Below are 17,806 nucleotides of genomic sequence, written 5' to 3' on the forward strand. Positions count from 1 at the left end.
TGGCGTGATACGAAAGACGGCGGAGGATGCAGTGAAATCGACCTTGCTATCCCGGCGAGACCTGGACTTCTTGCTCTTCGAGTGGTTGCGAATCGATGAGCTGACCAAGCGCGAACGCTTCGCCGAGCACTCTCGCGAAACGTTCGCCGACGTGCTCGAGTTGTGCGAGCAGCTGGCCGAGCGTTACTTCGCGCCGCACAACAAGAAGAGCGACGCCCACGAGCCCAGTTTCGACGGCTCGACGGTCACGATGATTCCTGAGGTGAAGGAAGCGCTGGAGGCATTCGCCGGCGCCGACCTCATCGCGATGGCGATGGATCAGGAACTGGGCGGCGCTCAACTGCCGGCAACCGTGGCGCAAGCGGGTTTCGCGTGGCTCTCGGCGGCTAACGTCAGCACCGCCGGTTACGTGATGCTCACGATGGCCAACGCGAACCTGATCGCGAAGTTCGGCACGGCCGATCAGGTGGCCCGCTTCGTCAAGCCGATGCTGACCGGCCGGTTCTCGGGAACCATGTGCCTGTCCGAGACGCAGGCGGGCTCCTCACTGGCGGACATCACCACCCGCGCCGAACCCCGCGACGACGGCGGCTATCGGCTGTTCGGGTCGAAGATGTGGATCTCCGGTGGCGACCACGAACTGACCGACAACATCGTGCATCTGGTGTTGGCGAAGATTCCCGGCGGTCCGCCCGGCACCAAGGGCATCTCGCTGTTCATCGTTCCCAAGTACCTCGTCGGCGACGACGGCGCGGTCGGGGAGCGCAACGACGTCGTGCTGGCCGGGCTCAACCACAAGATGGGTTACCGCGGAATCACCAACACCGTGCTGAACTTCGGGGAGGGCGCTTTCCGGCCGGGCGGGGAACCAGGCGCTGTCGGCTATCTGGTCGGCGAACCGCATCGCGGCATCAGCCAGATGTTCCACATGATGAACGAAGCCCGGCTCGGTGTCGGCATGGGCGCGATCGCGCTGGGCTACACCGGGTATCTGAAGTCGCTACGGTACGCCCGCGAGCGGCCCCAAGGGCGGCCGCCTACAGCGAAAGACCTTGCAGCACCGCAAATTCCGATCATCGAACATGCGGACGTCAAACGCATGCTGCTGGCCCAGAAATCCTACGTGGAAGGCGCCATGGCGTTGGCGCTGTACTGCGCCCGACTGGTCGACGTCCAGCACAGCGCGGAATCGTCGGACGAACTCGACGAGGCCACCTTGCTGCTGGACATCTTGACGCCGGTCGCCAAAAGCTGGCCGTCGCAGTGGTGTCTGGAAGCCAACAACCTCGCGATTCAGGTGCACGGCGGCTACGGCTACACCCGCGAGTACGACGTCGAACAGCACTACCGCGACAACCGCCTCAATCCGATCCACGAGGGGACGCACGGAATTCAGAGCCTGGACCTGTTGGGCCGCAAGGTCACCCAGCGCGGCGGTGCCAGTCTACGTGCGCTCAACGACGCAGTCTTCCAGAGCGTGCATGCTGCCGATGCGGCCGGCGGCGAACTTGCCGAGCTCGGCGCCCAGCTGGATGCCGCGATCCGCCGCCTGACCGCGGTGACGATGGCGATGTTCGGATCCGGCGATATCGACGCCGCGCTGGCCAACAGCGCGGTCTACCTCGAGGCCTTCGGGCACATCACGGTCGCCTGGATGTGGCTCGAGCAGCTGTTGGCCGCCCATGGTAAGGCCGGCGACTTCTACGATGGCAAGCGCCAGGCCGGCCGGTATTTCTTCCGGTACGAATTGCCCAAGACCGCAGCACAACTCGACCTGTTGCAGAGCCTGGACCGCACCACGCTGGAAATGCGCCCGGACTGGTTCTGAACCGATGAGTGTTCAGCAGGCGCTGGCGGCGGTGGTTGGCGCCAGCCATGTCAGCACCGATCCCGACGTGCTGGCAAGTCGCAGCGTCGACCACACCGGCCGGTACCGGGGCCGGGCCAGCGCACTGGTGCGGCCCGGTGGGGCCGACGAGACCGCCGAGGTGTTGCGGCTCTGCCGCGATGCCGGGCAGCACGTCACCATCCAGGGCGGGTGCACCTCGCTGGTGGCCGGCACCGTGCCCGAGCACAACGACGTGCTGCTGTCCACCGAGCGCCTGTGCCGCGTCGACGATGTCGACACCGCCGAGCGTCGCATCCGCGCCGGGGCCGGAACCACGCTGGCATCGGTACAGCGGGCCGCCGGTGCTGCTGGGCTGCTCTTCGGCGTCGACCTGGCCGCGCGTGACACCGCTACCGTCGGCGGGATGGCCGCAACCAACGCCGGTGGGCTACGCACCGTGCGCTACGGCAACATGTCCGAGCAGGTGGTCGGATTGGATGTCGCGCTGCCCGACGGAAGCGTCTTGCGTCGGCACAGCCGGGTGCGCGCCGACAACACCGGCTATGACCTGGCGAAGTTGTTCGTCGGCGCCGAAGGCACATTGGGTGTTATCACCGGGCTGGAACTGCGACTACGCCCCATCCCGTCGCATCGGGTGACCGCTGTGTGCGGATTTTCCGAACTGGCCGCGCTAGTCGATGCCGCACAGCGGTTTCGCGACCTCGGCAGCATCGCGGCTTTGGAACTCGTCGATGGTCGGGCCAGCGCCCTGGCCGGTGAACGGTTGGGCATCGCGGCACCGGTAGCCGGCAACTGGTTGCTGTTGGTGGAACTGGCTGCCGACCACGACCAGACCCCGCGGATGGCCGACGCCTTGGCCGACGTGGCCATGTGCGGCGAGCCTGCTGTTGGAGTCGACATGTCTGCCCAGCAGCGGTTGTGGCGGCTACGCGAATCGATGGCCGAGGTGCTCGGCATTTACGGGCCGCCGCTGAAATTCGATGTCTCGCTGCCACTTTCGGTGGTGGAGCGGTTTGCCGCCGGATCCGACGCGCTGATCCGCCGCCGCGCCGCCGACGCTATCCCGATCCTGTTCGGGCATATCGGCGAGGGCAATTTGCACCTCAACGTGCTGCGCTGCCCATCAGACGCGGAAGCCGCGATCTATCCGGCGATGATGCAGTTGATCGCCGACTGCGGCGGCAACGTCAGCTCCGAGCACGGTGTTGGAAGCCGCAAGCGCCGCTACGTCGGAATGTCTCGCGAGCCCGCGGACATCGCGGCGATGCGGGCCGTCAAGTCGGCTTTCGACCCGACGGGTTACCTCAACGCGGCGGTGTTGTTCGATTGATGCCCACCGCGTGTCGTAGCTGGGCAAGGAATTGGTCGGCGTCGTCGCTTCGCACGATGTAATGCGATATTGCCACCCGGATCGCCGTCGCGGCCTTCACCGCGCCGCCCGGCCCGGGCATCAGCCGCTGCAGGCCGGCCCGCATCACCGGTATCACACGCGAGAATTCGGCGATCACGTGCTCGGGCTCGATATCGACCATCCGCACTCCGGTGTAGGAGTGCTGGTAGTCGACGATGAAACGTAGTGCGGCGTCGAGTTTCTCGACACCTTTGAGGCCGGCGGTCGCCCGGACCAAGCCGCTGTCGAATGTCTGCCGTTCATAACGTGAGAACGCCGACAGCAATTCGTCTTTCGACGGAAACCAGCGATACAGCGTCGGGCGGGACACGCCGGCTTGGCTGGCGACGTCTGAGAGGCTCAGCTTGCGCTTGCCGTTGCGACCGAGCACCTCGGCGGTGGCGGCAAGAATCCGCTGTTGGGTCGAGGTGTCGCCCTCGGACATCGTGTCCACATCCGAACCTTTACAAAATATTGTTGAAGTGTCACGCTGTCTTGGTGCCAGCCGCAACGGCCGTTCTGAGTTTAGCCGTGAGCAGCCGCGATCTCGGCGAAAAGCGGGACAGATCGTGAGGGTTCGATGACCGAGTACAGCGCGGTCGACATCACCTCGCACGCATTCTGGACGCAGCCGTTCGCCGTGCGCGACGCGACGTTCGGCCGGCTGCGCGCAGCTGACGGGCTGAGCTGGCATCCGCCGCTACCGTCGCTGTTTCCGATGGAGGAGCCGGGGTTTTGGGCGCTGACCCGACGCGAGGACATCGTCTACGTCAGCCAGCATCCTGAACTGTTCAGCTCCGCCCAAGGCGTGGCGCTGGATCCGATGCCCGCCGAAGTCCAGCGCATCGCAACCTTTTTCTTGACGATGGACCCGCCCCAGCACACCGTGTATCGGCAGTTGATCAGCTCGGCATTCACGCCGCGAAACATCAGGCTGATCGACGACCAGATCCACAAGAACGCAGTCAGCATCGTCGACGACCTCGTCGGCGCGGGCGATATCGACTTTGTCGCGGCATGTTCGGCGCGGCTGCCGATGATGACGATCGCCGACATGCTCGGCGTCGCACCGTCGGACCGCGAAACCGTCGCCAAGGCCGCCGAGAAGCTGTTCAGCATGAGCGATGACGAGTACAGCACGCTTGAGGAGCGGGCCGCCGACACCGTCAACGAGATGCTCTTCTTGAGCAACTGCGGCATCGAGCTGGCCAAGTTCCGTCGGCGCCATCCGGCTGACGACCTGATGACCAGCATCGTCAACGCCGAAGTCGACGGTCACCGGTTGACCGACGAGGAGGTGGGCGCCTTTTTGGTGCTGCTGGCTTCCGCTGGCAACGACACCACCAAGCAGACCACCACGCACGCGATGATGGCCCTGGCGGCCAACCCCGTCCAGCGCGAGTGGCTGGTAGCGGACTTCGACGGGCGAATCGGTTTGGCCGCTGAGGAATTCGTGCGCTGGGCCACACCGGTCATGCAGTTCGCCCGGTTCGCCACGACCGACACCGAGATCGCGGGCCAGCCGATCAAAGCCGGTGAGAAGTTGGGGCTGTTCTACTGCTCGGCCAACCGGGACGAGAAGGTCTTCAGCGCACCGCACACCCTTGATCTGCAGCGCTCACCCAACCCGCACCTGGGCTTCGGTGGCGGCGGTCCGCATTTCTGTCTGGGCAACCGGCTGGCCAAAACCGAGTTGCGCCACCTGTTTCACGAATTGCTGACCCGCCTGGACCGGATCGAGTTCGGTGAGCCGGATTTCCTCTACAGCAATTTCGTGCACGGCATCAAGCGGGTTCCGGCGTTCGTCCGGTAGCTAGCTGCGGCGGCGTACCAGAACCGACTGCTGGATACCGCCGATCGCGCCGCTCTGGTCGAACAGCGTGCCGATCGTCGTGCCGATGCCGTCGGGCCCGTAACTGGTTTCGGCGCGGATGCCGATCCATTGCCCGTCGGGAACCCGGTGCACATGGACGACGAGATCGGTGTTGAGAAACGTCCACTTCTTGATGTCGAGTTTGGCGCCGATGCCGTTGGCGTCGTCGGCCACCGCGAAGAGCCGTTCCAGCTGAGTCATCGTCTCGCCCTTGACGAGATCGACGGTCGGGCTGATCCACGATTCGCCGGCCCCGTCGTTGAGCGGTGGGGTCAGCCACCGCCAGTCGAGGCTGTGCACATAGTTGCGGTCGAAATCCTTCTCGAGGTTGCGGCTGCGGGCGTCACCGAGTGGACGAAGCGGTGGTACGGCGGAGCGCGCCACATCGCGGGTGTCCTGCTGTGCTAACCGCCAGCCGCTGGCGCGGGCGACTGGGCGGGGCCGGCCGTCGGGGCCCGGAGCCAGCATTTCAGTGCTGACCAGTTCGATCTGTTTGCCGGAGCGCCCTAGTTGCGAGCGCACCCAGAAGTCGCCTTCGGCGGGAACGGGTCCGAGTAGGTCGACGGCCACCCTGCTCAGCCGGGTATCGTCGCGCTGTTCGCATCGCTCGAGGCCGCGTACCAACAGCGCCGACACCGGTGCGGCGTGCTGGATTGCCGCCGACCACGTACTGCGCACCAGGTCGGTCGCGACGAACTTCTCTCCCAATGGGTCGGCGGCGTCGATCAGTTCGTAATAGGAGTCGGTCATCGCTCCCCTTTCAGGGCAGGCCGGCGCCGGGGATGTCGACGGTGACCAGACCCTGCCTCCGGCGTCCAGCGTGATGCCGTCGGGGTCGTCGTCGAACCGCCCAACGTGACGGTGTTGCACGGCCTCGCCCAGCATGTCGGAAACCACAGCAGGCCTTCGAACCAGCGCGGTGCCTCGCCGAAGCAGAACTCCTTGGCCAGCGGTGTGACGATGCCCAATCTGGATGCCTTTCTGCTCGGCCGGCGGCCAGGCAGTCAGCTTTACATATATGTTGGAAAGTGTCACGCTGTACGCCATGACGACGGAAGCCGATCAGACCCAATGGTCAGTGTCCGGGCTGCTTGACCTGTTCGACGTGCGAACCGACGGGCCCGACCGGTTCGCCGGTGACACCGGCCTTGCCGGCGCCGACGAGCGTCAGGTGGTGGAGGGCACGCAGGTGCTCGCGCAGGTGATTGTCGCTGCGGCCAAACGGTTCCCGGAGAAATCGGTGCGGTCTGCGCATGCGGTGTTTGCCCGCGCCGTGACGGTGGGGCCACCCGTGGAGTTGGAGATCGACGTCGTCCACGAGGGCCGCTCGACGGCCACCGCGGTCGTGGCCGCCGTGCAAAACGGTCGGCGCTGCGTGACGGTGACGGTGCTGGCCGACGTCCCGTCGCCGGATGTCATCCGCCACCACCTACCGCGTCCGGAGGTCACCGCGCCCGCCGACGCCAACGTCTCGGAAATGCCGATGATCGGACGACAGCTGCGGCTGGTCGACGTCGTGGACGTCAACAGTCCCGACGAGGTGGGGCCGCCGGAGTTGTATGCCTGGCTGCACTATGACCCGATCCCGACGCGCGACGATCTGGCCAAGGCGTTGATCGCCTATTTCACCGGTCATCTGGGCATCTCCACCACGATGCGCGCCCACGCCGGTATCGGCACCAGCCAGTCGCATCTGACGGTGTCCACCGCGCCGATGACGGTGACGGTCAGCTTCCACGAACCGGTGCGCTGGGACGGCTGGCTGTTGTACGCGCACGAGAGCACACAGGTCGGCGCGGGCATGTCGTATATCCGCGGCACGGTGCACACCGAGGAAGGCGAACTGCTGGCCTCGTTCACCCAGGAAGCATTGATTCGGCCGATGCGGCAGACCGACACCGCGATCGCCGCCCAGTCGCGGATATAACGCCGGCTGGCCTATCTGGCCGAGGGCAGTTCTGCGATGACGTCGACCCGCGCCGGGTCGAAGCTGAGAAAACCCTTGATTGGCAAGCTTTCCGGCGGCGGATCGGGGTAACTCCAGGCGACGTCGTCCACCACAGTGTTGCCGATGGCCGCGGCCCAGTAGGTCGCATAGCCCTTGTAGTTGCAGTAGGTCGACGTGTCGGTGCGTTGCAGCAGATCGGTGCGGACCAACGACGGGTCGACATAGAGCCGGGGTTCCAGCGCGGTCTCGAACACGATCACCGTGTCGTCGGTGTCCACCATCGTCGTACCGCAGGCGTCGACGCGCAGGCGCCGCCGCGTCGGGCGGCAGTCGACCCGGTGATACGGGTTTGGCGGGTAGTGGACGAGCGTGCGGCCCTCCTCCACCCACGTGTCGACCACGTCCCAGGGCACCGTGACGTAGCCGGGGGCCTCGGGCTCGGGCGCGCTAGGCAAGTCGCCGACCTCGTCGGCGGGAAAGGCATAGGACAGCGGTCGATTCCGGCGGTGCACCAACAGCGCGCGTTCGGTGTCGATCACCGTGCGGCCGTCGACGACCGCTTGTACGCGGCGCGAGTGCGGCTCGACGTACACCAGACCGTCGGGCAGGGGCGCGGAGAACCGACCCGCGGGGTCGTGGCCCAGTGGTCCTTTGCCTGCAACCAGGCTCATGTCCACACCATAGTCGATAACTTGTAGTCTGGCGCCAGTGGCGCCATAATGGCGCCATGCCCAGCGTGCAGATCAAAGACGTGCCGGAAGAGACGCACCGTGTCCTGAGGGAGCGTGCTGCTCGCGCGCACCAGTCGTTGCAGGAATATCTCCGCAGCCGACTTATCGCTGAAGCAAGACAGCCGACTCTCGACGAGGTGCTGGACCGGCTTGCGACCCGAAAGGGTGGCTCTGTGTCATTTCGGGCCGCGGTAGACCACCTTCGGGGCGAACGTGATCGTCGTTGACGCGAGCATATTGGCCGTGGCCCTCGGAGATGACGGACCGGACGGGCAACGCGCGCGGCGTCGCTTGGTCGGCGAAACCCTCGCGGCCCCAGAACTTGTCGACCTCGAGGTTTTGTCGGTGTTGCGCCGCCAGGTTGCCGCGCGGGTGATGCCTGCGCGCCGAGCGTCGGAGGCGACCGCTGATTTGGCCGATCTGGCGCTTTGGCGCTCGCCTCATCGGCCGCTGCTAGACCGCATTTGGCAGTTGAGGCACGCCATTACGCCCTACGACGGCGCATACGTTTCGCTCGCGGAAGCGCTGGGCGCAGTGCTGGTAACCGCCGATGCCCGCCTGGCACGAGCGCCCGGGGCGAAATGCAGAATCGAACTGTTGACCTGACCGCAATGCCGATCAGCTGTCGCCGTTCAGCGGCGGTCTGAGCCCGACCGCGTGACGCAGCTGCGCCAGGAATTGATCGGCATCGTCGCTGCGCACGATGTAGTGCGCGACGGCGACCCGGATGGCGGTGGCCGCCTTGACCGCTCCGTTCGGCCCGGGCAGCAACCGTTGCAGCCGCGCCCGCATCATCGGAATCACGTCGGCCAGTTGGGAAATCGTGACTTCGGGTTCGATATCGATAACCCGGACACCCGAGTAGGACTGCTGGTACTCGACGATGAAGCGCAATGCGGCGTCGAGCTTGTCCGATCCGTGCAAGCCCGCGGTCGCACGGCTGATACCGCTGTCGAACATCTGCTGTTCGTAGTTGCCGAACGCGTCGAGAAGTTCCTCTTTGGACGCGAACCATCGATAGAGCGTCGGCCGGGAAACCCCGGCCTGCAGCGCGACATCGGACAAGCTGAGCTTGGTGAGGCCGTTGCGGCTGAGCACCTCGGCGGTGGCCACGAGTATCCGGTCCCGGGTGCTCACGACGACAGCGACTTCTCGAGCAGCGCCACCGTCTCCGGATCGGCCAGCGCGCGACGATATTCGTCGAGCAACTCCCGTTGGCTGGCTTGGCGGTCGACGGTCGTCATGCCGGTAATCAGGGTGTAGGCGAGCTCGCCGCTGGGATGTCCACGGCGCACAGCCTGCCAGTCAAGCAGGTCCGCCGCTCCGTTTCGGAAGTAGCCGTTTCCCGGGTGGGCGTGACCGTGCATCACCGGGCGCGGTGGCACACCCCGACCCAGGTGGATGGCCAAACCCGCGGCGGGCAGCGGGCGGCGGGTAGTCCAGCCCGCCGCCGATGAAATCCCGGAATTGCCTGCCACCGGCCGCTAGCCTCCTAGGTCCGCGAGAGTATCCGCGTAGTTTACGAACTAGTCCAGAAGTGTAAAGAGTTTTGTCGAAATCATCGGAGGTTCCGGGTGGCTGGACCGCTAGAGGGCACGAAGGTCGTCGAACTCGGCGTCTGGGTGGCGGGGCCGGCCGCCGGCGGCATACTCGCCGACTGGGGTGCCGACGTCGTCAAGATCGAGCCGCCCGCCGGTGATCCGGGGCGCACCTTCGCCCGGATACTGGGCGGTGGGCTGGACACCAACCCGCCCTTCGAAATGGACAACCGCTCCAAGCGCAGCGTGGTCCTCGATCTCACCGGCGCCCACGGCCGTGGCGCTGCATTCGAATTACTCAGCGACGCAGACGTTTTCCTGACCAACGTGCGTCCCGGCGCGCTGCACCGGTTGGGGCTGGACTACCAAACCGTGTCGGCCGTCAACCCCCGTTTGGTCTACGGCTTGATCACGGGCTACGGGCTGGCCGGGCCCGACGCCGACCGCGCCGCCTACGACGTCGCGGCCTACTGGGCCCGCGCCGGACTGGCTCATCTACTGACCCGCCCGGGAGACACGCCACCGTTTCAACGGGGCGGCATGGGTGATCACACCGTGGGCATGACACTGGCCGCCGGTATCTGCGCCGCACTGATCGCCCGCGGGCGCACCGGCACCGGTCAACTGGTGACGACCTCGTTGTACCGGCAGGGCGCATACACGGTCAGTTTCGACCTCAACACGTTCCTGCTGACCGGCCAGTCGATCGCGATCGGGCAGCGGGAGTCGATGGGCAACCCGTGCATGAACAACTACCTGGCCGGTGACGGGCGGCGCTTCTGGATCGTCGGCCTCGAGGGAGAGCGGCACTGGCCGTCGCTGTGCCGGGTGGTGGGCCGCCCGGAGTGGTTGTCCGATCCGCGCTTCGCACGGCCACGGGCCCGCGCGGCGAACGCCGCCGAGCTGATTGCCGAGTTGGACGAGATCTTCTCGACCAAGTCGCTGGCCGAATGGGCGGAAATCTTTGCCCGCGAACCGGACTTCTTCTGGTCGCCGATCAACACGATCGAGGATGTCGTGGCTGACGACCAGTTTCACGCCGCGGGCGGCCTGGTGAACGTACCGGACGGGGCCGCAGGCGTTTCCATGGTTGCGACACCGGTCGACTTTCATGGCACGCCGTGGGCGCCGCGGCGCACCGCGCCCAGTTTGGGCGAGCACACCGACGAAGTTCTCGCCGAGTTGCAATCAAGTCGAGACACCTAAGTGCTTTACAGATTCGCTTAGAAATGTCACGCTGGTGACCGATTGCGGTGCGGTCCCACTGCAGCCGCTCAGCCCCGTTACGCACTGAGGATGATGCGATGACGACGTCGACCGTGGTTAGCGTTGCGTCAAAACCCCGTTCCCGCCGAGGCGAAGACGCCCGGCAAAGCCCGAAGTATCGGCTTGATGTTGTCGCGTCCGATGTGCTCGACGTCGTGCGCTCGGCCGGCGGTTGGTTATTCGACCGCGCGATGGCCGGGTGGGAGGTCAACGCTCTGCTGCCGCGCACACAGGATGTGCGGGCGCTGCAGATCCTCGGGGTGCGCTGCGTGGATCTGCACGCTGAGCTGAGCACTCCGTTGGCGGGCGTGGGATTGGCGGTCAGCGCCGAGGCGTTGGGGGTCGACTCCCGCATCCGCGACACGGTGCTCGAGGCGCTGAACCACAGTCTGACCGAGGTGACGTTATGGGGTGACGGTTGGCCGCTGGCCGTCGATCGCCGGACGGCCGCCGCACAACATGTGCTCAGCGCGGCCGCGCGGTCTTTCAAACGCCATGCGCTCGCGGCGGCCGGGGCGGCGTCGCCGGTCGGCCCCACCGAGAGCTTGCGCAGTCACCCGAAAACGTGCTCGCCGGTCGGTTCGGAACTGATCCTGGTCGATTGATGCGCACGTACCACAGCCACACGCTGCTCTATCTGCACGAGGGACTTGTGCGTCTGCTCGCCAGACCTAGAAAGCGATGAGCTGACGCACGGCGGTGCCGTCGGCGAGCCGATCCATCGCGGCGTTGATGTCGTCGAGCGCGATCGTCGATGACACCAAGGACTCCACTGGCAGCCGGCCCGCGCGCCACATCTCGACGAACCGCGGAATATCCCGCGCAGGTACCGCCGAACCCAGGTAGCTGCCGATCAGCGAGCGGCCCTCGGCGACAAAACCCAACGGCGACACGCTGATCCGGGCATCTGGTGGCGGCAGCCCCACAGTGATCGTCCGACCGCCCGGCGATGTCAACTCGATCGCCGTCTGCAATGCCGCGGGGTGGCCGGCCGCCTCGATGACGATGGGCGCCTTGATGCCGGCATCGGCGGCCGCCCCCGGCGTGTATAGCTCGTGTGCACCGAGACCGCTTGCGGCCGTTAACTTCTCGGGTAGCTGGTCGACCGCGACGACGCGGACGTCGTCGTAGGCCAAGGCGGTCAATACCGCCGCCATGCCCACACCACCCAATCCGACGACGACCACTGTCTGACCTGGCAGCGGCTTGCCGACATTGAGCACCGCGCCTCCGCCGGTCAGCACCGCACATCCCAGCAGCGCCGCGACAGCAGGCGGAACGCCGGGGGAGACGGGAACGGCGCTGGCACGGTGCACGACAGCATGCGTCGCAAAACCTGACACTCCGAGATGGTGGTATACCGGTCGGCCACTGCGGCTCAGCCGCATCCCGCCGCCTAGCAGCGTGCCGGCGGTGTTGGCAGAGCTGCCCGGCTCGCACGGCGTCAACCCCTCGGTGGCGCAGCCCGCGCAGTGGCCGCAGCGCGGCAGAAATGCCATCACCACCCGCTGACCAATGCTCAGGTCGCTGACATCAGCGCCGATTCGTTCCACGATTCCGGCCGCCTCGTGCCCCAGCAGCATCGGCACCGGCCGGATTCGGTTGCCGTCGACCACCGACAGGTCGGAGTGGCATACGCCGGCAGCTTCGATACGGACCTGCAGCTCACCGGCTTCCGGCTCCGCGAGGTCAAGCTCGTCGACGCTGATCGGCCGCGATTGCGCATAGGGCCGAGGCGATCCGATGCGCTCCAGGACGGCGCCCCGAATGCGGAGCATGTTCGAATACAACCATGACGGTGTTCTCTGGGGGGCCGCCCGCCCCCGACGGGCTCACCAGTCGCGACTTTCCCGTGCACTGGCCGGTAGGGACCCGATGGGCCGACAACGACATGTTCGGCCACCTGAACAATGCGGTGTACTACCAACTGTTCGACACCGCGATCAACGGCTGGATCAACACCAGCATCGGCGTCGATCCGCTCACCACGCCGTTGCTGGGCATCGTCGCGGAATCGGGTTGTCGTTACTTCTCCGAGCTGCGCTTCCCGGAACCACTGATCGTCGGCCTGGCGGTCACCCGGTTGGGACGCAGCAGCGTCACTTATCGGCTAGGGGTGTTTCGCGCAGCCGACGACGAGCCGCAAGCGATCACCGCGCTCGGGCACTGGGTACATGTCTACGTCGATCGGGTCAGCCGCAAAGCGCAACCGATTCCCGAGGGAATCCGCGCGCTGCTGTCGACAGCCAGCGTCGACGCTTAGCGTCGCGCCCCGCAGCGTCGACGCCGCGGCGTCGCGCGCCGCGAACCAGAAGTGAGGGCTGCCAATCCGGCGAAATCACGACCGTGGCTTCTGTTTCGCGTCAGATAACCTAGCCCAATGCCGATCGTGAGCAAGACCGTCGAAGTCGCGGCCAACGCGGCGTCGATCCTGGCCATCGTGGCCGACTTCGAGTCGTATCCGCAATGGAACCAAGAGATCAAAGGTCTTTGGGTGCTGGCCCGCTACGACGACGGCCGGCCGAGCCAGCTGCGGCTCGACACCGCCGTGCAAGGCGTCGAGGGCACCTATATCCAGGCGGTGTACTACCCGGGCCCGACTCAGATCCAGACCGTGATGCAGCAGGGCGATCTGTTCACAAAGCAGGAGCAGTTGTTCAGCGTCGTGGAGATGGGCGCGACGTCGCTGCTGACCGTGGACATGGATGTCGAGCCTGCGATGCCAGTGCCTACGCCGATGGTCAAGAAAATGATCAACGACGCGCTGGACTACTTGGCGGACAACCTCAAGCAGCGCGCCGAGCAATTGGCCGCCAACTCTTAGCCGCGCTCGATGTGGGTGGGGGCGTTCAGTCCCAGATTCCGCTGCTGTCCAGCTTTTCGGTCAGCCGGCGCGCGCCGTCGGTGAACTGCCAATTGGTGTGTTCGACGACGGCGGCGGCGTCGCGGCGGCGCAGTGCGGCGATCAACTCCCGGTGGTTGTCGACTGCGGCCCTGCCCCAGTCCGGGTCTGCGGAATAGACCAGCAGCGGCATATACCGCGCGACGTGCAGCAAAAACCAGGCCAACTTGATCCGTCCGGTGGCGTGGTTGAACGCCCGGTGAAACGCGAACTCCAACGCCGCAATCGCCTCGGTGTCGGTGGCCGCCACCGCCGCCGAAAGCGCGTTGTTGACCCGTTCGAGTTCGTCGATTTCAGCATCGGTGATGTGTTCGGTGGCTGTCTCCGCCAGTTCCCGGGCGATGGTGGCCTGCAGCCAGAAAATGTCGTCGACGTCTTGGCGGGTCAGCGGCAGCACCACGTGGCCGCGGTGCGGCTCGAGCTGCACCATTCCCTCGCCGCGCAGCTTCAGTAGTGCCTCGCGCACCGGCGTGACGCTGACGCCCAGTTTGGCCGCCGTCTCATCGAGTCGGATGAACGTCCCGGGCCGTAGGGCGCCGGACATGATCGCCGCCCGCAAGTGGCCTGCGACCTCGTCGGATAGCTGCGCGCGGCGCAGCGGAAGCCGACTGCGGCGCGGCACGGAAGTCGGTGCGTTCACCGGCGCTTCCGCATGGTCGGCGGGGCTTGCCTCGACGGCGCTAAGACCATAATGTGACCCAGACAACACGATGTTTTATCAAATATCAACTTCTCGGTGTAGTGCGACGAAAGGGAACCGCTAGTTGACCGCGCAGCTATCGAACGAGCACACCACCGCCACCGACCAGCCTTATCTGGCCCGACGGCAGAACTGGGTCAACCAACTCGAACGGCATACGCTGATGCAGCCGGGTGCGCCCGCATTGAGATTCATGGGCAACACGATCACGTGGGCCGAACTGCACCGCCGGGTCACCGCGTTGGCCGGCGCGTTGAGCCGCCGCGGGGTCGGCTTCGGGGACCGCGTGATGATCTTGATGCTGAACCGGACCGAGTTCGTCGAGTCGGTGCTGGCCGCCAACATGCTCGGCGCTATCGCGGTGCCGGTGAACTTCCGGCTCACGCCGGCCGAGATCGCGTTTCTCGTCGAGGACTGCGAGGCGCGGGTGATGCTCACCGAACCCGTGCTGGCCGCAGTGGCCACCGGCGTCGCCACCCTCACGCCGGTGCTCGGGATGATCGTGGTGGCGGGCGGTGCCGGCGACAAGGTCGACGAGAACCTGGTGGGGTACGAGGACCTGATCAATGAGACCGGTACTGGCCCCGAGCCGGTCGACGTCCCCAACGACTCGCCTGCGTTGATCATGTACACCTCGGGCACCACGGGCCGGCCCAAGGGTGCCGTTTTGACCCACACCAATTTGACCGGCCAGACGATGACCGCGCTCTACACCCACGGGGCCGACCTGAACAACGACGTCGGCTTCATCGGTGTGCCGTTCTTTCACATCGCCGGGGTCGGCAACATGTTGACCGGGATGCTGCTCGGCATTCCGACGGTGATCCATCCACTGGGCGCATTCGATCCGGGTCAGTTGCTCGACGTGCTGGCTGCCGAGAAGGTAACCGGCATCTTTTTGGTGCCGGCCCAATGGCAGGCGGTATGTGCTGCGCAACAAGCCAATCCTCGCGACGTTCGATTGCGAGTGATCTCGTGGGGTGCTGCCCCGGCCTCCGACACGTTGCTGCGGCAAATGTCGGAAACCTTTCCCGGAGCGGCGATTCTGGCGGCGTTCGGCCAGACCGAGATGTCGCCGGTCACCTGCATGCTGCTCGGCGAGGACGCCATCCGCAAACTCGGATCGGTCGGAAAGGTGATCCCGACTGTTGCCGCACGCGTGGTCGACGACGACATGAACGACGTGCCTACCGGGGAGGTGGGCGAAATCGTTTACCGCGCACCAACCTTGATGAGCGGCTACTGGAACAATCCGGAAGCCACCGCCGAGGCGTTCGCCGGCGGCTGGTTTCACTCCGGCGATCTGGTCCGGATGGACGAAGACGGCTACGTCTGGGTCGTCGACCGCAAGAAGGACATGATCATCTCCGGCGGGGAGAACATCTACTGCGCTGAGGTGGAAAACGTCCTCGCCGCCCATCCGGACATCGTCGAAGTCGCCATCATCGGCCGCGGGCACGAAAAGTGGGGCGAAGTACCGATCGCCGTGGCGGCGGTGTCCCAGACCGACCTGCGCCTAGCGGATCTCGACGAATTCCTCACCGAACGACTGGCGCGCTACAAGCACCCCAAAGGGCTCGAGATCGTCGACGCCCTACCTCGCAACCCGGCTGGCAAGGTGCTCAAGACCGAGTTGCGGGCTCGCTACGGCGCCCCGACGCCTCCCGAAAGCACGTCTGTCTCAAGCGATCCTGGGACCGGCGCGACAAGCTGACATAACAAAAACACTCCAGGTAAAACTGACAAAAGGTCAATAGTGCAGATGCGGTGCCAGCGAAGCGAGCCATCGGGTATGGTCCTGTGGTCTCTCTTACTACCTGCCGGTAAGGAGGCGGCGGTCACACACGTTGGGACGGGACAAGGAGGACGCGTGCGACATGTTCCGCCGCTACGCCGCGAGGCCTGCGGTCCTGGTTTGAGGGGGCGCGCGTGACTGCCTCGACCGGGAACGATCTGGTCGGTTACTTCCGTGACCAGCTGCGCACGCCACTGACACTTGTCGGTGGCTTTTTCCGAATGACCGCCCTGACGGGTAAAGCACTGTTCCGCTGGCCGTTCCAGTGGCGCGAGTTCATCATGCAGTGCTGGTTCATCATGCGAGTCGCGTTCCTGCCGACCATTATGGTGTCGATACCGCTGACCGTGCTGCTGATCTTCACGCTCAATGTGCTGCTGGCGCAGTTCGGCGCCGCCGACCTCTCCGGTGCCGGTGCGGCAATCGGCGCGGTCACCCAGCTCGGCCCGCTGACCACGGTGCTGGTAGTCGCCGGCGCCGGCTCGACAGCCATCTGCGCAGACCTTGGCGCGCGCACCATCCGCGAAGAAATCGACGCGATGGAAGTTCTCGGCATCGACCCCATCCACCGGCTGGTGGTGCCCCGGGTGATCGCCGCGACTCTGGTCGCCACACTGCTCAACAGCCTGGTGATCACCGTCGGCCTGGTCGGGGGCTACATCTTCGGCGTCTACTTGCAGAACGTGTCGGGTGGCGCCTACCTGGCGACGCTGACCACCATCACCGGCCTGCCGGAGGTGGTGATCGCCACGGTCAAGGCCGCGGTGTTCGGCTTGATCGCCGGACTGGTCGGCTGCTACCGCGGACTGACGGTGCGAGGCGGCTCAAAGGGTTTGGGCACTGCGGTCAACGAGACCGTGGTGCTGTGCGTAGTCGCGCTGTACGCGGTCAACGTGGTGCTGACCACGATCGGTGTGCGGTTTGGAACGGGGCGCTGACATGTCGACATCGGCCGTATTCCGTACCCGCTTCCCCCGCGCGGCAGCCAATCTCAATCGTTATGCCGGCAGCGCAGTCCGAGGGCTGGACCAATCCGGTCAGCTGGCCTGGTTCGCGGTCACCAGCGTTGGGCATGTTCCGCACGCGCTGCGCTACTACCGCAAAGAGACGCTGCGGCTGATCGCCCAGATCGGCATGGGCACCGGCGCGATGGCCGTTATCGGCGGCACCGTCGCCATCGTCGGCTTCGTGACCCTTTCCGGCAGTTCGCTAGTCGCCATCCAGGGGTTCGCGTCGCTTGGCAACATCGGCGTCGAGGCGTTCACTGGGTTCTTCGCCGCACTGGTCAACGTACGCATCGCCGCCCCGGTCGTCACCGGCGTGGCGATGGCCGCCACCGTCGGCGCCGGCGCCACCGCCGAATTGGGCTCGATGCGCATCAGCGAGGAGATCGACGCCCTGGAAGTGATGGGCATCAAATCGATTTCGTTTTTGGCCTCTACCCGGATCATGGCCGGACTGGTGGTCATCATCCCGCTGTATGCGATGGCGATGATCATGTCGTTCCTGTCCCCGCAAGTCGTCACGACCTTGTTGTACGGACAGTCGAACGGCACGTACGAGCATTATTTCCGAACGTTCCTGCGTCCCAACGACGTTTTCTGGTCGTTCTTGGAGGCCATCATCATCACGTTCGTCGTGATGATCACGCACTGCTACTACGGGTACACCGCCGGCGGTGGTCCCGTTGGCGTCGGTGAGGCGGTCGGCCGGTCGATGCGCTTCTCCCTGATTTCGGTCGTGGTCGTTCCCCTGTTCGCCGCGTTGGCGCTCTACGGCGTCAACCCCAACTTCAATCTCACGGTGTAGGCGCC

19 protein-coding genes and 1 pseudogene are annotated in these 17,806 nt (G+C 65.6%); 13 read left to right on the forward strand and 7 right to left on the reverse strand.

The features are described from left to right. Positions 1 to 31: 31 nt before the first annotated feature. Entirely contained in the window at positions 32 to 1,828 is a 1,797-nt protein-coding gene (locus A5707_RS12530; protein ID WP_065014849.1) for an acyl-CoA dehydrogenase, read from the forward strand. A 4-nt stretch (positions 1,829 to 1,832) separates the two neighbouring features. Further along, positions 1,833 to 3,179: an FAD-binding oxidoreductase gene (locus tag A5707_RS12535; RefSeq protein WP_065014775.1), complete on the forward strand. Its 1,347-nt coding sequence runs from the start codon at positions 1,833 to 1,835 to the stop codon at positions 3,177 to 3,179. On the opposite strand, the gene A5707_RS12540 is transcribed toward A5707_RS12535, so the two are convergent. After that, positions 3,154 to 3,684: a TetR/AcrR family transcriptional regulator gene (locus tag A5707_RS12540; protein WP_065014850.1), complete on the reverse strand. Its 531-nt coding sequence runs from the start codon at positions 3,682 to 3,684 to the stop codon at positions 3,154 to 3,156. The genes A5707_RS12535 and A5707_RS12540 overlap by 26 nt on opposite strands. Positions 3,685 to 3,819: 135 nt before the next feature. On the opposite strand from A5707_RS12540, the gene A5707_RS12545 reads away from it, so the two are divergent. Then, on the forward strand, positions 3,820 to 5,052 hold the full coding sequence (locus A5707_RS12545; RefSeq protein ID WP_065014776.1) for a cytochrome P450: 1,233 nt from the start codon (positions 3,820 to 3,822) through the stop codon (positions 5,050 to 5,052). On the opposite strand, the gene A5707_RS12550 is transcribed toward A5707_RS12545, so the two are convergent. After that, the gene (locus A5707_RS12550; RefSeq protein WP_065014851.1) at positions 5,053 to 5,862 is read right to left on the reverse strand and encodes a thioesterase family protein; all 810 of its coding nucleotides are present in this window, start codon (positions 5,860 to 5,862) and stop codon (positions 5,053 to 5,055) included. A gap of 295 nt (positions 5,863 to 6,157) precedes the next feature. Between A5707_RS12550 and A5707_RS12555 the strand changes: the two genes are divergently transcribed. Further along, entirely contained in the window at positions 6,158 to 7,039 is an 882-nt protein-coding gene (locus A5707_RS12555; RefSeq protein ID WP_065014852.1) for an acyl-CoA thioesterase, read from the forward strand. Between the two features lie 11 nt (positions 7,040 to 7,050). Here A5707_RS12555 and A5707_RS12560 read toward each other — a convergent pair whose 3' ends face one another. Beyond that, positions 7,051 to 7,731, reverse strand: a complete 681-nt coding sequence (locus A5707_RS12560; protein WP_065014777.1) for a DUF427 domain-containing protein — start codon at positions 7,729 to 7,731, stop codon at positions 7,051 to 7,053. Positions 7,732 to 7,787: 56 nt separating this feature from the next. On the opposite strand from A5707_RS12560, the gene A5707_RS24955 reads away from it, so the two are divergent. Continuing rightward, positions 7,788 to 8,018: a FitA-like ribbon-helix-helix domain-containing protein gene (locus A5707_RS24955; RefSeq protein ID WP_082969428.1), complete on the forward strand. Its 231-nt coding sequence runs from the start codon at positions 7,788 to 7,790 to the stop codon at positions 8,016 to 8,018. A 16-nt stretch (positions 8,019 to 8,034) separates the two neighbouring features. After that, complete coding sequence (locus tag A5707_RS12565; RefSeq protein ID WP_232000710.1) at positions 8,035 to 8,397, forward strand: type II toxin-antitoxin system VapC family toxin; 363 nt, start codon at positions 8,035 to 8,037, stop codon at positions 8,395 to 8,397. 12 nt (positions 8,398 to 8,409) lie between these two features. Here the strand turns inward: A5707_RS12565 and A5707_RS12570 are convergent, their stop codons facing one another. Next, positions 8,410 to 8,928: a TetR/AcrR family transcriptional regulator gene (locus A5707_RS12570; RefSeq protein WP_065014779.1), complete on the reverse strand. Its 519-nt coding sequence runs from the start codon at positions 8,926 to 8,928 to the stop codon at positions 8,410 to 8,412. A gap of 41 nt (positions 8,929 to 8,969) precedes the next feature. After that, a pseudogene (locus A5707_RS23320) lies at positions 8,970 to 9,173 on the reverse strand (oxidoreductase family protein); the annotation flags it as partial. A 192-nt stretch (positions 9,174 to 9,365) separates the two neighbouring features. Here A5707_RS23320 and A5707_RS12580 point away from each other — a divergent pair. Both A5707_RS12580 and A5707_RS12585 read left to right on the forward strand, forming a co-directional pair. Next, the gene (locus A5707_RS12580; RefSeq protein ID WP_065014781.1) at positions 9,366 to 10,535 is read left to right on the forward strand and encodes a CaiB/BaiF CoA transferase family protein; all 1,170 of its coding nucleotides are present in this window, start codon (positions 9,366 to 9,368) and stop codon (positions 10,533 to 10,535) included. A 98-nt stretch (positions 10,536 to 10,633) separates the two neighbouring features. Beyond that, positions 10,634 to 11,200, forward strand: a complete 567-nt coding sequence (locus tag A5707_RS12585) for a hypothetical protein (RefSeq protein WP_065014782.1) — start codon at positions 10,634 to 10,636, stop codon at positions 11,198 to 11,200. A gap of 66 nt (positions 11,201 to 11,266) precedes the next feature. On the opposite strand, the gene A5707_RS12590 is transcribed toward A5707_RS12585, so the two are convergent. Next, positions 11,267 to 12,373 carry an alcohol dehydrogenase catalytic domain-containing protein gene (locus A5707_RS12590; protein WP_065014853.1) on the reverse strand — a complete coding sequence of 369 codons (1,107 nt, stop codon included), beginning with the start codon at positions 12,371 to 12,373 and terminating at the stop codon, positions 11,267 to 11,269. A 14-nt stretch (positions 12,374 to 12,387) separates the two neighbouring features. Here A5707_RS12590 and A5707_RS12595 point away from each other — a divergent pair, with 14 nt between their 5' ends. Then, positions 12,388 to 12,858, forward strand: a complete 471-nt coding sequence (locus A5707_RS12595; protein ID WP_065014783.1) for an acyl-CoA thioesterase — start codon at positions 12,388 to 12,390, stop codon at positions 12,856 to 12,858. Between the two features lie 117 nt (positions 12,859 to 12,975). Next, positions 12,976 to 13,419, forward strand: coding sequence for an SRPBCC family protein (locus tag A5707_RS12600; protein WP_065014784.1), 444 nt, complete (start codon positions 12,976 to 12,978; stop codon positions 13,417 to 13,419). Positions 13,420 to 13,444: 25 nt separating this feature from the next. On the opposite strand, the gene A5707_RS12605 is transcribed toward A5707_RS12600, so the two are convergent. Next, complete coding sequence (locus A5707_RS12605; protein ID WP_065014785.1) at positions 13,445 to 14,137, reverse strand: GntR family transcriptional regulator; 693 nt, start codon at positions 14,135 to 14,137, stop codon at positions 13,445 to 13,447. Between the two features lie 124 nt (positions 14,138 to 14,261). On the opposite strand from A5707_RS12605, the gene fadD5 reads away from it, so the two are divergent. The 3 genes from fadD5 (at position 14,262) to A5707_RS12620 (ending at position 17,801) form a co-directional block, all read left to right on the forward strand. Beyond that, positions 14,262 to 15,911 (forward strand): fatty-acid--CoA ligase FadD5, encoded by a 1,650-nt coding sequence (gene fadD5, locus A5707_RS12610; protein ID WP_065014786.1) that lies wholly within the window; start codon positions 14,262 to 14,264, stop codon positions 15,909 to 15,911. Between the two features lie 215 nt (positions 15,912 to 16,126). Continuing rightward, complete coding sequence (locus tag A5707_RS12615; RefSeq protein ID WP_065014787.1) at positions 16,127 to 16,930, forward strand: MlaE family ABC transporter permease; 804 nt, start codon at positions 16,127 to 16,129, stop codon at positions 16,928 to 16,930. Position 16,931: 1 nt separating this feature from the next. Continuing rightward, on the forward strand, positions 16,932 to 17,801 hold the full coding sequence (locus tag A5707_RS12620) for an MlaE family ABC transporter permease (protein WP_065014788.1): 870 nt from the start codon (positions 16,932 to 16,934) through the stop codon (positions 17,799 to 17,801). The last annotated feature ends 5 nt before the right edge of the window (positions 17,802 to 17,806 follow it).

Origin of the sequence: Mycobacterium kyorinense (assembly GCF_001672775.1) — a bacterium.
Classification (GTDB): Bacteria; Actinomycetota; Actinomycetes; order Mycobacteriales; family Mycobacteriaceae; genus Mycobacterium; species Mycobacterium kyorinense_A.